Annotated in this window: 13 protein-coding genes and 1 pseudogene; 5 read left to right on the top strand and 9 right to left on the bottom strand. The window is 72.8% G+C overall.

What is annotated here, in order from left to right:
• Positions 1-152 precede the first annotated feature (152 nt).
• From A4E84_RS44900 to A4E84_RS34005, 5 genes and pseudogenes are all read right to left on the bottom strand, one after another.
• Positions 153-1,427: pseudogene (locus A4E84_RS44900) on the bottom strand (lysylphosphatidylglycerol synthase transmembrane domain-containing protein); the annotation flags it as partial.
• On the bottom strand, positions 1,424-2,473 hold the full coding sequence (locus tag A4E84_RS34020; protein WP_062930215.1) for a methyltransferase domain-containing protein: 1,050 nt from the start codon (positions 2,471-2,473) through the stop codon (positions 1,424-1,426). The pseudogene A4E84_RS44900 and the gene A4E84_RS34020, both read right to left, overlap by 4 nt.
• The gene (locus A4E84_RS34015; RefSeq protein ID WP_062930214.1) at positions 2,470-3,675 is read right to left on the bottom strand and encodes a glycosyltransferase family 4 protein; all 1,206 of its coding nucleotides are present in this window, start codon (positions 3,673-3,675) and stop codon (positions 2,470-2,472) included. Before A4E84_RS34015 ends, A4E84_RS34020 begins: the two co-directional genes overlap by 4 nt.
• Positions 3,672-4,070, bottom strand: a complete 399-nt coding sequence (locus tag A4E84_RS34010) for a 6-pyruvoyl trahydropterin synthase family protein (protein WP_062930213.1) — start codon at positions 4,068-4,070, stop codon at positions 3,672-3,674. Before A4E84_RS34010 ends, A4E84_RS34015 begins: the two co-directional genes overlap by 4 nt.
• Before the next feature lie 172 nt (positions 4,071-4,242).
• A complete protein-coding gene (locus A4E84_RS34005; protein WP_062930212.1) occupies positions 4,243-5,223 on the bottom strand; it encodes a zinc-dependent alcohol dehydrogenase in 981 nt (326 codons plus the stop codon).
• A gap of 108 nt (positions 5,224-5,331) precedes the next feature.
• On the opposite strand from A4E84_RS34005, the gene A4E84_RS34000 reads away from it, so the two are divergent.
• Positions 5,332-6,090 (top strand): CDP-alcohol phosphatidyltransferase family protein, encoded by a 759-nt coding sequence (locus A4E84_RS34000; protein WP_062930211.1) that lies wholly within the window; start codon positions 5,332-5,334, stop codon positions 6,088-6,090.
• A 20-nt stretch (positions 6,091-6,110) separates the two neighbouring features.
• On the opposite strand, the gene A4E84_RS33995 is transcribed toward A4E84_RS34000, so the two are convergent.
• Positions 6,111-6,491: a winged helix-turn-helix transcriptional regulator gene (locus tag A4E84_RS33995; protein WP_062930210.1), complete on the bottom strand. Its 381-nt coding sequence runs from the start codon at positions 6,489-6,491 to the stop codon at positions 6,111-6,113.
• 113 nt (positions 6,492-6,604) lie between these two features.
• Between A4E84_RS33995 and A4E84_RS33990 the strand changes: the two genes are divergently transcribed.
• The gene (locus A4E84_RS33990) at positions 6,605-7,006 is read left to right on the top strand and encodes a RidA family protein (protein ID WP_062930209.1); all 402 of its coding nucleotides are present in this window, start codon (positions 6,605-6,607) and stop codon (positions 7,004-7,006) included.
• 9 nt (positions 7,007-7,015) lie between these two features.
• Here A4E84_RS33990 and A4E84_RS33985 read toward each other — a convergent pair whose 3' ends face one another.
• A complete protein-coding gene (locus A4E84_RS33985; protein WP_062930208.1) occupies positions 7,016-8,530 on the bottom strand; it encodes an ABC transporter substrate-binding protein in 1,515 nt (504 codons plus the stop codon).
• A gap of 151 nt (positions 8,531-8,681) precedes the next feature.
• On the opposite strand from A4E84_RS33985, the gene A4E84_RS33980 reads away from it, so the two are divergent.
• On the top strand, positions 8,682-9,641 hold the full coding sequence (locus A4E84_RS33980) for an ATP-binding protein (RefSeq protein WP_062930207.1): 960 nt from the start codon (positions 8,682-8,684) through the stop codon (positions 9,639-9,641).
• Here A4E84_RS33980 and A4E84_RS33975 read toward each other — a convergent pair.
• On the bottom strand, positions 9,611-10,477 hold the full coding sequence (locus A4E84_RS33975) for an alpha/beta fold hydrolase (RefSeq protein WP_062930206.1): 867 nt from the start codon (positions 10,475-10,477) through the stop codon (positions 9,611-9,613). The two genes, A4E84_RS33980 and A4E84_RS33975, sit on opposite strands and share 31 nt — an antisense overlap.
• Positions 10,478-10,557: 80 nt before the next feature.
• The gene (locus tag A4E84_RS33970; RefSeq protein ID WP_062930205.1) at positions 10,558-11,100 is read right to left on the bottom strand and encodes a hypothetical protein; all 543 of its coding nucleotides are present in this window, start codon (positions 11,098-11,100) and stop codon (positions 10,558-10,560) included.
• Between the two features lie 169 nt (positions 11,101-11,269).
• On the opposite strand from A4E84_RS33970, the gene A4E84_RS33965 reads away from it, so the two are divergent.
• Positions 11,270-11,866, top strand: coding sequence for an HD domain-containing protein (locus A4E84_RS33965; protein WP_062930204.1), 597 nt, complete (start codon positions 11,270-11,272; stop codon positions 11,864-11,866).
• Between the two features lie 298 nt (positions 11,867-12,164).
• Complete coding sequence (locus tag A4E84_RS33960; RefSeq protein ID WP_062930203.1) at positions 12,165-13,709, top strand: hypothetical protein; 1,545 nt, start codon at positions 12,165-12,167, stop codon at positions 13,707-13,709.
• Positions 13,710-13,769: the final 60 nt, after the last annotated feature.

Below are 13,769 nucleotides of genomic sequence, written 5' to 3'. Positions count from 1 at the left end.
TGCGGCGCGGGAGCGGGTTCCTGGGCCTGTGCGGAGGCCCGGGACCCGGCCCGCAGGCCCGTGTACCAGCGCGCGACGAGCACGATCAGGCCGGGCAGGCTGGCCACGAGGCTGAGCACCCCGTAGACGACCGCCACGGCCAGCCCCCGGCCCGCGCCGAGCCCCGCGGCGCCGAACGCCCAGGCGGTGACGCCCTCTCTGGGCCCCCAGCCGCCGACGTTCAGCGGCAGGCCCATCGCCAGCAGGGCGAGCACCGCGAGGGGCAGCAGGACGGCCACGGAGGCGGCGGTCCCGGCGACACGGGCGGCGAGTACGAACATCGCGACGTAACCTGCCAGCACCACCGCGGAGGAGACAACCACTCCGGGCCCGTTCCGGCGCGACAGCAGCCCTTCGCGGGCCTCGGCGAGGACCGCGCGCAGCCTGCGGCCGCGGGGGGAGGGCGCCGGGCGGTTCATGCGCAGGGCGAGGACGACGGCGAGTGCGCCCAGGGCGGCCAGGACCGCGAGCGGGGCGATGTGCCGGGCCTCGTCCAGCACCGGGGACGGCATGACCAGCAGGACGACGGCGCCGACCGCGAACAACGCGATCTGCCCGGCGGTCCGTTCGAGGACGACGGCCTTCACGCCCCGCCGCAGGTCCCCCTCGCTCTGCCCGTGCCGCACGGCCCGGTGCACATCGCCGAGGACGCCGCCGGGCAGGGCCGCGTTCAGGAACAGCGCGCGGTAGTAGTCGGCGACCGCCGGCCCGAACGGCAGCCGGATCCTGAGCCCCCGGGCGACGATGGCCCACCGCCACGCGCTGCACACGGTGGTGACGAGCCCGATGCCGAGCGCGAGCAGCAGTGACACGCCGTCGATCCGCCGCAGCCCGTCCAGGAAGACTCCGGTACCGAGCCGCCAGAACAGCACCGCCAGGATGGCGATTCCGGCGACGGTGCCGAGATGCGTACGGACCGCGGGAGTGGCGAGCCGGGCGAGGGCGGTACGGATGGCTCCGCGCGGAGTGGGAGCGGGGTTGTCCGTGCCGGGGTCCTCCGTGCCGGTGCCGACCGGGCCGCCGCTGCCCCTGTCGGTAGCGGTCGGGCCCGTGCTGTCGGTGTCGGTGCAGGTCGTGCCGACGCCGTTCAGGGCGGTGCCGATAGAGCCGACGCCGTTCAGGCCGTTCAGGCCGTTCACGCCGTCCAGGCCGTCCAGGCCCTCCAGGCCGGTGGCCGGTGGTGGGACTTCGGTCGGCCGGGCCGGGCCGGACGGGGTCGAGGCGGCGGGGGCGCTGCTGCCGCCCACGGCCGGACGCGGCACGGCCGTGCCCGCCCGGGCCGTGCCCGCCGCACCGGACACCGGCACCGCGCGGGTGCCGCTGCCGGTCGCGGGACGGTTCTCGGCGGGCGTGGTGCGCGGGCGCGTTCCCGTCGCCTGGGGGGTCATGACGCTCCGCCCACCGGGCGGGTCAGGGCCAGGAGGTCGACGTGGTGGACGGTGACGCGCAACTCGCCCGCGGCCAGGGCCGCCAGCCGCTTGGTCAGGTAGACGTCGGCTTCGGCCCGCAGCTCGGGGCGCTCCTCGACGGCGGCGCCGACCCAGCCGCGCAGCCACTGCTCGGTGAGCGCGGCCTGCTCGGGGCCGAGCCGCCAAGGGCTCGGGTGCAGCCGTACGGTCGCGCCGTGCTCGGAGAACGCCTCGGCCGCCGCCGTGACCGCGTCGGGGCCGAGCAGGCCGTCGCGGCGCTGGTGGTCGTTGAACGCCTGGGCGAGCTCCGCGTCCAGCGGGTGCGACGGGGTCAGTTCCACGCGCCCGGCGACGGACAGCGTCAGCAGGGCGGGGCAGCCGGCTCCGGCGCACGCGGCGGCGAAGGTGTCGATCTCCTCGCGGGTGAGGACGTCCAGCAGGGCGGACGCCGTGACCAGGGACGCGCCCTGCAGGGCGTCCGGGGTGAGACGGGCGATGTCACCGCGCCGCGTCTCCACGGAGACCCGGCTGCCGTCGGCGGCCGAGCGCGGGGAGGCGACGGCGGCGAAGTGCAGCAGGTAGGGGTCGCGGTCGTGCAGGATCCAGTGCTGGGCGCCGTCCAGGCGGGGCGCTAGCCAGCGGCCCATGGAGCCGGTGCCGCAGCCCAGGTCGTGGATGACGATGCCCGACCTGCCCGGCAGGTTGGCGAGCCGGATCCGCAGCGGGTCGAGCAGGTCGTGCGCCCGCGCTGCCGCATCGGCCGGCTCCCGCAGTTCCAGCCACTCGGGCGCGTAGCGGGGCGGATCGTCCGGGTCCGCTTCGCGCAGTTTGACGGTCGGCCGCGAGCCGGGCTTGCCGCTGGGCCCTGCACCGGGGATGACGCCTCCGGGGGCCTGCCCCGGACCGAACTCGATGCTGGAGCCCAGGCCCGGAATCATGCCGTCCGTCACTCCCGTGACCTCCCTCGGCCCGGGCTGGGCCGGAATCGCCCCGCCCTGCTGGGTCGTCGTCGCCGGGTTCGTCATGCTGACCTCCGGGGTTCGGTCGGGAGCCGGCGCAGCACCGCCGCCAGGCTCTGTGCGGTCGTCGCCCAGCCGTCGAGGGCGGCGCGGCGGCTGCGGGCGGCGGCCTTCAGCCGGCGTCGCACGTCCGCCTCGCCGAACCAGCCGCGCAGTTCGGCGGCGATGGCCGCGGGGTTCTCCGGCGGGACGAGGATGCCGGGGACACCGCCGTCGGGCGCACGGCCGACGGCCTCCGGCAGCCCGCCGACGTCCGTGGCCATCACGGGGATGCCGCGTGCCAGGGCCTCGGTCACCGCCATGCCGTACGTCTCGGCGTAGGAGGTGAGGACCATCAGGTCGGCGGTGGCGTAGCTGGCGTCGAGCGCTGGGCCGGACTTCGGGCCGGCCAGCTCCAGCCGGTCCTGCAGGCCGTGCTCGGCGATGAGGGACCGCAGATGGGCGACGTACTCCGGGTCCTGGGTGAGCGCACCGACGCACACGCAGCTCCACGGCAGTTCGCGGACCGCGGCCAGCGCCTCCACCAGCCGGTGCTGGCCCTTGCGCGGGGTCACGGCGGCTACGCACAGCAGGCGCGACACACCGTCGGTGCCCGGCGCGAGCGGCGCGATGTCGGCGCCGGGGGCCGCGACGTGGACCCGCTCGGGCGGCAGGCCGTGGTGGGAGACCAGGCGGCGGACGGCCCAGTCGCTGGTGCCGATCACCGCCGGCACCGCCCGCAGCACCGTCCGCTCCTTGGCGTCCAGTTCGGCCGCGACCGCCGCGTCCAGTCCCGTCTCGTCGCCGAGCGGGAGATGGACGAGGACGGCCATGCTCAGCCGTTCCGCCTCGGGCACCACGATCTCCGGCACGCCGCAGGCCACCAGCCCGTCGAGCAGGACGGCGGCCCCGTCGGGCAACCCGCTCAGGGTGCGGGCGAGTTCCGTGCGGGCGTCGGCCCCCGGCCGGGGCCAGTCACCGGCCACGGCGTGCTTGGTCACCTGCCAGCCGAAGCCGGGCAGGTCCAGGCAGACCCGCCGGTCGTAGGCGTTGCCGCCGCTGGGCACCGCCGGGTCGTCGACGCCGCCCGGCAGCACGAAGTGCACGGTGCGCAGGGACATGGGGATGATCTCGGCGTTCTTCAGGGAAGCGTGCTGCACGGGAACATAATTCAGCCGCGCCGGCGCCGGACCCATGTGCTCGGGCCGCTCGATGGTCGTGTCGGTCACAACGCACGCTCGTAACTCGCCCAGGCGATGTGCGACTCGTGCAGCGTGACGGTGAGGCCCGCGATGCCCTTGGCCCCCTCGCCCAGCGCCCCCTTGTGGATGCGCTCGGCGAGCCGGTCGGCGATGACCTTGGCGAGGAACTCCGTGGAGGTGTTGACTCCGGCGAAGTCGGGCTCGTTGTCGAGGTTGCGGTAGTTCAGCTCGCTGACGACCGCGCCGAGTTCCTGGGTGGCCAGGCCGATGTCGACGACGATGTTGTCGTCGTCCAGCTGCTCGCGCCGGAAGGTGGCGTCCACGAGGAACGTGGCCCCGTGCAGGCGCTGGGCCGGTCCGAAGACGTCGCCACGGAAGCTGTGGGCGATCATGATGTGATCGCGGACGGTGATGCTGAACAACGGACGACCCTCCAGGTGCGGCGCGTCTGCTCCCCGCTCTCGGGTGCCGGGGATGCCGAGTAGTACGGCTCGTTGCCTTCCCCTGTTCAGCCTTCCGTACGTCTTTTCTCAGGTCAGGCGCTCTTGTCGTGGCGGAACTCGTACCGGATGGAACGAATCGTCAGCCGATGCGTCAATCGCTCTCGTCGTAACGGACCCGGTGGCACAGCGCGGGGACCTCGCCGGAGACCAGCTTGGGCAGCACGTCCGGCAGGTCCTCGAAGGGGGATTCGCCGGTGACGAGGGCGTCGAGCGCGGGGTCGGCGAGCAGGTCAAGGGCGACCGCGAGCCGGTCGGCGTAGGTGCGGTTGGGGCGGGCCGGGGAGACGGTGCCGACCTGGCTGCTGCGGATGACGAGCCGCCGGGAGTGGAAGGCCTCACCGAGCGGGAGGCTGACCTGCCGGTCGCCGTACCAGCTCAGTTCGAGGACGGTCCCCTCGGCGGTGAGGAGTTCCAGGGACCTGGCGAGGCCCGCTTCCGTGGCGCTGGCGTGGACGACCAGGTCGCGGTCCCCGTCGGCGTCCTCGGGGGTGGCGAAGCCGACGCCGAGCGCTTCGGCGATCTTCGCGCGGGACGGGTCGGCGTCGACCAGCTGGACGCGGACTCCGGGGAACCGGGCGAGGAGGGCGGCCACCGAGCAGCCGACCATGCCGCCGCCGACCACGGCGATCCGGTCTCCGACCAGGGGGGCGGCGTCCCAGAGGGCGTTGACGGCGGTCTCCACGGTCCCGGCGAGCACGGCCCGCTCGGCGGGCACGGTGTCCGGGACGGGGGTGACCGCGGTGGCCGGTACGACGTAGCGCGTCTGGTGCGGGTAGAGGCAGAAGACGGTGCGGCCGGTGAGTTCCCGGGGTCCTTCCTCCACCACGCCGACGTTGAGGTAGCCGTACTTGACCGGGGCCGGGAAGTCGCCCTCCTGGAACGGCGCGCGCATGGCGGTGTGCTGGCTGACAGGCACGCCGCCGCGGAAGACGAGCGTTTCGGTGCCGCGGCTCACGCCGGAGAACAGCGTGCGGACCAGCACCTCGCCCTCGCCGGGCGGGGGCAGGGTGACGTCCCGGATGCCGCCTCGCCCAGGCGAGTCGATCCAGAACGCCCGTGCGGTGTGCTTCATCGAAGTCCTCCTGAACGATCGGGAAGCTGCTTGCGTACCGAGGGGTGCACAGGCCGCGCACAAGGTAGCGGCGTTGATCGACTCTGTCACACGGCCGGAGGGTGTTCGGTGGCCCTGAACAACACTTACGACGCGAGGCTCCAGCAGGAGACCGCCCTGGGGGCGGGAGTGCAGGTCCTGCTGCTGGCCCTGATCGGCACGGCGATCGGGATGGGGCCGGCGGGATGGCTGACCGGCCTCGCGTTCGCGATCGCCACCTGGGCGGTGCTCTCGCGGGCCCTGCACCGCTCCCGGCTGCGCTCGTTCGGCGCGGCCAACCGCGTCACCCTCGGCCGGGCCACCCTCGTCGGCGGGGTCACGGCCCTGGTGGCCGACTCCTTCCAGAGCTCACCGCCCGTGTCGCTGTTCGTCGGTCTGACGGCGGTGGCGCTGATCCTCGACGGCGTCGACGGCAAGGTCGCCCGCCGCACCGGCACGTCGACGCCGCTGGGCGCGCGCTTCGACATGGAGGTCGACGCGTTCCTGATCCTGGTACTGAGCGTGTACGTGTCGATGCAACTGGGCCCGTGGGTGCTGCTGATCGGCGGCATGCGGTACGTCTTCGTCGCCGCCGCGCGGGTGTGGCCCTGGCTGACCGCCGCGCTCCCGCCGAGCACCGCCCGCAAGACCGTCGCCGCCCTCCAGGGCGTGCTCCTGCTGGTCGCGGGCGCCGATCTGCTGCCGTACGCGGGCAACTTCGGCGTGGCGGCCCTGGCCCTGGGCCTGCTGGTCTGGTCGTTCGGGCGTGACGTGCTGTGGCTGTACCGGACCTCGCGCGTCGAGGAGCCGGTGGCGCCCCGTCAGGTGCGGGAACTGGTCGCCGGCTGACGGCAGCAACGGCGGGGCGGTCAGTCGTCGAACCGGCCGCGCGCCGCCTCGATGTGGCCGAGGTACCGGTGGGTCCAGCCGCAGATCGCGTCGACCGTGGCGCGCAGGGCCCGGCCCGGCTCGGTCAGGGTGTACTCGACCCTGGGCGGCACGGTGGGGTACACCGTCCGGTCGACCAGGCCGTTGCGCTCCAGCATCCGCAGGTTCTGGGTCAGCATCTTGTGGCTGACGCCCTCGACCTCGTCGCGCAACTCGCTGAAGCGCAGGGTGCGTTCGCCGAGGGCCTCGATGATCAGAAGCGCCCACTTGTTGGCCACGTCGGAGAAGATCTCCCGCGCCAGGGAGTCCGCCCGCCGCAGGTCCGCGTTCTCGGGCAGGTCCCTCAACTGCTTGGTCACCATCTGGTTCCCCCGTTACCGAAAAGTGCGTTCTTCCAGGTCGGCGCTCACTCTCCTACGGTTTCCCAGTAACCGCAAGAGAGCGCAGATGCGCGCTCGACGGAAGGACACCGCCTGTGACCACCATCGACGTCTACGACCACGGCATCCCCGCCGAGAGCCACTTCGGCTACGCCCAGGCGATCAGGTCCGGTGACCTGATCCATGTCTCCGGACAGCTCGCGTTCGACGAGGCGGGCGGCTTCCGTCCCGAGGACGACCTCACCGCCCAACTGGAGCGGACCTACATCAACCTCGACAGGGTCCTGTCCCGCTACGGCGTGACGCGCAACCAGATCGTGTCCCAGACGCTGTACGCGGTGGACCTGGTGCGCAACGCCGAGGTCGTGGCGAAGTCGAACCGGGCGTACTTCGGCGCCCACCGCCCGGTCAGCACGGCCCTGGGCGTCACCGAACTGACGTTTCCCGGGCAGCTCATCGAGATCAGCTGCGTGATCGACACGCGGCTGCCCGCCTGAACGGGCCGGTCAGCGACGCGTCCCGGTACCGACCAGGGTCCGCTCGTACGGGTCGAGCAGCACACCCCGCACCTTGGCCGAGACGCCGGCGATGATCCGCTGGTGAGCCAGCGGCACGACCGCGTCCGTGCCGAGGATCGCCGCCTCGGCGGCCATGGCGGCGTCCTGCCGCTCACCGGTGCCGTCGGTTCCGACGGCCTCGGCGACGGCCCGGTCGGTCTTCTCGTCGCACAGCCGGGCCAGGTTGTAGCCGCCGTCGCAGGTGTAGTCGCTGCCCAGGACTCCGACGGGGTCGCCGGTGTCCAGGAGGCTGTTGCGGGCGCCGATGAACGCGTCGAACTTCCCGGCGAGCGCGTCGCTCTCCAGCCGTGAGTACTCGCGCACTTCCAGTTTCACCGCGAATCCGGCCTTCCGCAGCTGCTGTTGCACGACCTGGGCGACCTCGGGAAGCTCGGGCCGGTTGTCGTAGGTGGCCAGGGTGATCGACGTGCCGTCGGGCCGGGCGGGCTCGGCACGGCCGGCCGGCTCCACCCGCTTGCTCTCGGCCCAGGTGACGGCGGGTCCGAAGAGACCGGCGCCCGGGTCGGCGTACCCCTCGAAGACGCCTTTGACGAGGGCGGAGGGCGCGATCGCCGTGCGGGCGGCGGCGCGCAGCTCCGGGTCCTTGAAGGGCCCGGACTCCGTGTTGAGCTGCAGGCTGGTGGTCCGGGTGGTGCCGGCTTCCTTGAGCGTCGCTTTGTCGAGGGTCGCGGCCTGGGCGACGGGGATCGCCTCGGCGATGTCGACGTCACCGGTGCGGACGGCGTTGGCCCGGGCGGTGCCGTCCTTGACGAAGCGCACGTCGATACCGGTGGCGTGGGCGAGGCCGTCCCAGTAGTCGTCGTAGCGGTCGAGGGTGGCGGAGCCGCCGCCGCTGACCTCCGTGATCTCGAAAGGGCCGGTGGCGGTGCCGACCGGGGTGGGGCTGCCCTTCTTCCGGTACGCCTTCGGGGAGAGGATCGCCAGGCTCGGACCGGCCAGGCGCATGGGCAGGACGGGGTCGGGCTCCCGGGTGGTGATGCGGATGCCGCGCTCGCCGTCGGCCTTCGCGCCGAGGGTGACGCCGGCGAGGGCCGCGGGGGCGGGCTCTGCCCGGGTGGCGTGGGTGAGCGCGGCGGCCACGGCGGCAGGCGTGACGTCCGTGCCGTCCTGGAACGTGGCCTCGCGCAGGGTGAACCGCCAGGTGCGGTCGTCCTCCCGGTGCCAGGACCGGGCGAGCGCGGGGGCCGCGGCGCCGTTGGCGTCCAGGGCGGTGAGTCCCTCGGTGACGCCGAGGCGGCTGAGCAGGGTGGCGTCGGCTCCGTACGGCGAGAGATTCTCGGCGGGCGGGAAGGCGAGGGCGACGCGCAGCCGCGAGCCCGACGGCCCGCCCTGCGACGACGGCTCCCCGCCGGGGGACACGAAGCAGCCGGCCAGACACGGCGCGAGGGCGAGGGCGGCGAGAAACCGGAGGCGGCTCTTGATGCTCTGATGACGCACTTGCACAGCATATGCATCAAGCGGAACACGCCGGTCAACCGGGTGATCCACGTCGAGGACGCCTCAGATCCCGTACGGAGCAGGAGATTTGACATGGGTGCGGACCACTCCCTAAACCTATCCACATGACATCCATTTTCAAAAAGGTGGGACGATCGTGAGGGTCGCGTTCGTCGGCAAGGGCGGCAGCGGCAAGACCACGCTGTCCGCGCTCTTCTCCCGCCACCTGGCGCGCTCCGGCGCACCGGTCCTCGCCATCGACGGCGACATCAACCAGCACCTGGCCGAGGCGCTCGGCGGCTCGGAGGTTTCCGCCCCTCCCCTGGGCGCGCACGTGCCCGAGATCAAGACCCTCCTGCGGGGCGACAATCCCCGCATTCCCTCCCCCGAGGCGATGATCAAGACGACCCCGCCGGGTCGCGGGTCCCGCCTCCTGCGCCCGCTCGGCGACGACGAGCTGCACACGCGGCACGTCGGCCGGGCGGGCGGCGTCCCCCTCATGGTGACGGGCGAGTTCGACGAGTCCGACCTGGGCGTGGCCTGCTACCACTCCAAGCTGGGTGCGGTGGAGCTGTACCTCGGCCACCTGCTGGACGGCCCCGGCGAGTACGTCGTGGTCGACATGACAGCGGGCGCGGACGCCTTCGCGTCGGGCCTGTTCACCCGCTTCGACCTGACGTTCCTGGTGGCGGAACCCACCCGCAAGGGCGTCTCGGTGTACCGCCAGTACCGTGACCACGCGGAACGGTTCGGCATCCGCATCGCGGTCGTCGGCAACAAGGTGACCGGCGAGGACGACCTGCTCTTCCTCAAGGAGCAGGTGGGCGACGACCTCCTGACCCACCTGGTGCACTCCCCCTGGGTCCGCGCGGCGGAACAGGGCCGAGCAGGGTCCGGCCCGGACGCACTGGCGTCACTGGAGCCGCACAACCGCCACGCCCTCGCGATCCTGCGCGAGGCGGTCGACTCCGAGGTCCGCGACTGGAATCGGCTCCACCGCCACGCGGTCGAGTTCCACCTGCGCAACGTCCACGCCTGGGCGGACGCACGTACGGGCGGGGATCTGGCGGCGCAGGTGGACCCCGACTATGTGCCGGGCAGCGGGGCGGACGCCTGATCCAGGAAGGCCGCCAGGGCCGTCACAAACGCACCCGCCCCGTCCCGCCACGGAAAGTGCCCCGCTCGGCTCTGCACGACGAGTTCCGCCTGCGGGAACAAGGCGGCGTACTCCTTCATCACCCGCACGGGCGCGGCGATGTCGTACTCCCCGGCGAGGACGAGCACCGGTGAGGGCGACTCGGCGAGAGCGGCACGCGTGGCGCTGGGATCGAAGGCACCTTCGGAGGCGTAGCGGGCCGCGGCCTCGTCGTTGCGCTGCTGATGCTCCGCAGCGCGGAACCGGCGCGCCTCGTCGTCCCACCGGCCGAACCAGAAGGGGGCGACGGTGTCCCAGTCGGCGGGCTTCGCCCGGCCGGACGTGATCGCTTCCAGGGAAGCCTGCGCCGGTGCGAACCACGGTTCGTCCCGGCGCAGTCGGGCCGTCTCCAGCCGGTCCTCGGCGGTGACGTCGAGGCCGACGGCGAAGACGCTCGGTGTGACGACCACGAGCCGGCCCACCCGCTCCGGATGCCGGGCCGCGTACAGCACGGCCAGGTTCGCCCCGGCCGAGTGCCCGAGCAGGTCGACCCGCTCCAGGCCCAACTCCGCACGCAGCGCCTCGACGTCGCCGACCTGCCGGTCACAGCGGTATGACGCCGGGTCCCGCGGAACCGTGGAGCGGCCCGTGCCCCGGAGGTCCAGCCGGATCAGGGTACGGCGGGCCGTCAGACCGCCGAGGTCCCCCAGGTACACGGAGTCCTGCATGGGGCCACCCGGGAGGCAGACCAGGGGCGGTCCGTCTCCCGTCACGTGGTAGGCCAGGGTGGTGCCGTCGAGTGCGGTGAAGGCGGGCATGGGCGCGACCTTGTCAGGAGGTGACGTACCGGACAACGGGATTTCCGCGGGCGTCGGTCCCCGCCGACCAAGGCGTTCCACTACTCGATCCCCGTGGCGTCGAGCAGCCGGACCACGTCCTTGCGCCCGTATCCGAGCAGCCGGGCGCGGTCAGCGGCCATCAGCACGACATGCGCGACGATCTTCGCGGCGTACCCGTCCTTGCTGTCCGCGTCGAACCGTTCCTGGGGCTTCTCGACCCCCAGGCTGTTCATCACCAGCCCGTGCTCCCGGCGAACCTCCGCGACGGTACCGGCGACCGCCTCCAGGAGCGTCTTCCCAGGCCGTTCGCACTCCAGGGCGAAGCAGCCCCAGTCGACCGGCACACACCCCTCGGGCGGATGCGCCCGCAGTCCCGCGTACCTCTCGTCCTCGAAGCCGGAGGCCCGGAACTCGTCGTGCACCAAGGAGAACCTGTGAAACCCGGGCGGCACCGGGGGCGGTGGAGGCGAGTACTCCCACCCGGCGTCCTCGTACAACTGCCGCTTCACCTCTTCTTCTTCGGCATGCGTCACGGTGAAGCCGTTGGCCTCGTTGCGCCCGGTCGTCGTGCCGTCGGGGTTGCGGTGGAAGTGCAGGCCCATGGTGTGCTCCCGTCACCGTGCTGAGAATGGACGACAAGTCCCGTCACCAGGTCGAACGGCCCGCAGGCAGGGCAGGTGCCCGCTCCCCGAAGCACCATCCGATCGCGTGAAAAGGGCCGCTGCGGGAACTTCCCGGCTCAGCCGGACGAACGGTTGTTACGCTCCCCCGATGAGGATTCCGGGCCCCGCAGAGATCCGGGCGCTGCACGAGAAGTACGCGCCCACCACCGAGGCGTTCGCCCTCGTCCACACGCACTGCGAGATCGTCTGGGACATCGCCGAGCAGCTCCTGTCGGCGCCTCACCTCGCGCACCTCGACGCCGATCTGGTCCGCGCCGGCTGTCTCCTCCACGACATCGGCGTCTACCGCCTCTACGGGCACGACGGACGGCTGGACCACCGCAACTACGTCCGGCACGGCCTGCTCGGCCACGAGATCCTCGAAGCGGAGGGCTTCCCCGAAGCCCTCCGCCGCTTCTGTTCCCACCACACCGGAGTGGGACTCACGCGGCACGACATCGTGAGCCAGGGACTGCCCCTGCCTCCCGCCGACTACGTGGCGGTGACGGAAGAGGAGAGGCTCGTGATGTACGCCGACAAGTTCCACACCAAGTCCCGGCCGTCGGCATACCTCTCCCCCGAGGAATACGCCGCCCACGTCCGGCGCTTCGGCGAGGACAAGGTGACCGCATTCCAGGCGCTGCGCGCGGAGTTCGGCGACCCGGATCTCGAACGGCCGATGCCGCGCACGCCCGTCCGGCCGTGACCGTCGGAGTCGTTTCGCCGCCGTGATCAAGGACGGAAAGCGATCCCCTCCTCGCGACCGGCGACGCCCTTCCGTCGAAAGGAACACCGTGCCGTTGGTGCCGTCTCCGTCGTCGTGACGGCCGTCGAGCCCGGGTTCACCGAAACGGACGGCGTTGTCACCCGAAAGCCCTCACCCTGTGCTGTTTCATCCCCCCTCACCTCTGTGCCGCATACCGTGGACCCGCCACCCGAACACCTCTCGGCACAACGGGAAGCAGCGGTGACATGCAGGTCACGGAAGACGGAGGAAGAACGGGATGTCACAGGCCGCCGCAGGGAGCGAGCTGGACGAACGGGTGCCGGGGCGCCGGTGGACCGTGCGTCTGAACCCCGTAGGCCGAGGGAGCGCGGAGGTGCGCGTCTCGTGCAGCCGACCCGCCTGTGCCGAGCAGCGTCTGCCCTCCGCGGCGGCAGGCCGTACGGCCGCGGTCGCCCACCTGAAGGCGCACCTGCGCGCCACCCCCTCCCCCAGAGCCGATTCCTACTGCGCCTGCCTGGCCGACGGCTGCCGGGCCCACCTCCCCGGCACCGGCAGGCTTGCGCGTACCGAACAACCCTGGCGGTGCGGCGGACCGGTCGTCCTGACCGTGATCACCGACCGGGCAGGGCGCTGGTGGCAGGCCCTGGAGTGTTGTTCGAGGTGTGCCGCCGCCACTCCCGGGGCCCGGACCGCGGCCACCTCCCATCCGTCCGCGCCCCGGACCGCCGACCGCCCGGCCCCCGCAGCGGCAGGCGCCGGCGCGGACACGCCGCAGTTCTCCGACCAGCAGGCCACCACCCGGACGGGATGTCCGGCGCCCCTCCCCGTACCCGCACGGCGCCGCCGCCCGCCGGAGGCGAGGATCGCCCAGCGTGTCATTCCGCGCGACCTGCGGCCCGTGTCCCTGCGGGACGAACTCGCCGAGCTCGGTGACCTCTTCCGCGCCTACCAGAAGCGCCCCGAGCCCGACCTGGCGCTGCTGGCCGACCTCCAGGAACGTAAAGCCCTCGCCTTCCTCACCTGGTCCGACGTCAGCTGCGACGTCACCCTGCGGCTGGAAGCCCAGCGTGCCGAGCAGGCCGCCGCCGTCATCCGGCGCCAGCACCGGCACCGCACCGGCTGCGTGGCGGACGCCGACGAACCGGGCGTGGTGCGCCTGCTGACCGTACCGAAGCAGTGGGAGTACGCGCGCTCCGTCCTGGCGCACGTGGCCGGCCACGCACCGCTTCCCGGACCGGAAGCACGGCTGCTGGTGCTGCTGCTGACCCTGCGCGCCGCGCACACCGGCACCGGCAACCTCGTCGGCCAGGACGTCAACGCGCTGGGCCTGACCGACCCGGAGGACCTGGTCGAGCAGCTCACCGGCTGCGGCTGGCTGTCCCTCCCCGGCACCGTCGGCGAGCTGCTCGCCTCCCGGCCGGAGAACCCCACCCCGATCACCGTCCCCTCCCTGGTGCCCGGCGAGGACGGGACGGGCCCGTTCACGTTCGGCAGGAAGACTCGGCCCAAGCTCTCCGGCTGGGCCCGGAGAGTCGTCTCGGACAAGAAGCTCCGCAAGGCCAAGGCGCCCGCCGGCACCCGGCTGCTCGCCCTGACGCTGGCCACGTGGACGGACGGCGTGGGACGCCTCGGACCCGGCGGCCGGGGCGTCACCCTGAATGCCCTCACCACCCGGGTCCCGGTCGGCTCCGGCGAACTGCGGGACCTGATCGACCGGCTGACCGCTGCGGACTGGCTCACCGGCGCCGCCCTCACCGACACCCACCTCACCGGCCGGCTGACCGAACGCGTCCTACCCCTCACCTGCCCCCTGCTGAATTGAGCTCCGCCCTGCCCTCGTCCGCGACCGCGCCCGTGGGCAGGGCGGCCGTCGCCCCGCCCA

It is taken from the genome of Streptomyces qaidamensis, from assembly GCF_001611795.1.
In the GTDB taxonomy this organism is placed as follows: Bacteria; Actinomycetota; Actinomycetes; order Streptomycetales; family Streptomycetaceae; genus Streptomyces; species Streptomyces qaidamensis.
Note: the sequence above shows the minus strand (reverse complement) of the source record. Positions and strands in the feature narration are given on the sequence as shown.

What these genes read in the sequence shown, in the direction of transcription:
- A4E84_RS34020 (WP_062930215.1), bottom strand. Translation starts at nt 2,473, where the DNA reads ATGACGAACCCGGCGACGACGACCCAGCAGGGCGGGGCGATTCCGGCC.
- A4E84_RS34005 (WP_062930212.1), bottom strand. Translation starts at nt 5,223, where the DNA reads ATGAAGCACACCGCACGGGCGTTCTGGATCGACTCGCCTGGGCGAGGC.
- A4E84_RS33995 (WP_062930210.1), bottom strand. Translation starts at nt 6,491, where the DNA reads ATGGTGACCAAGCAGTTGAGGGACCTGCCCGAGAACGCGGACCTGCGG.
- A4E84_RS33975 (WP_062930206.1), bottom strand. Translation starts at nt 10,477, where the DNA reads ATGCCCGCCTTCACCGCACTCGACGGCACCACCCTGGCCTACCACGTG.
- A4E84_RS33970 (WP_062930205.1), bottom strand. Translation starts at nt 11,100, where the DNA reads ATGGGCCTGCACTTCCACCGCAACCCCGACGGCACGACGACCGGGCGC.
- A4E84_RS33965 (WP_062930204.1), top strand. Translation starts at nt 11,270, where the DNA reads ATGAGGATTCCGGGCCCCGCAGAGATCCGGGCGCTGCACGAGAAGTAC.
- A4E84_RS33960 (WP_062930203.1), top strand. Translation starts at nt 12,165, where the DNA reads ATGTCACAGGCCGCCGCAGGGAGCGAGCTGGACGAACGGGTGCCGGGG.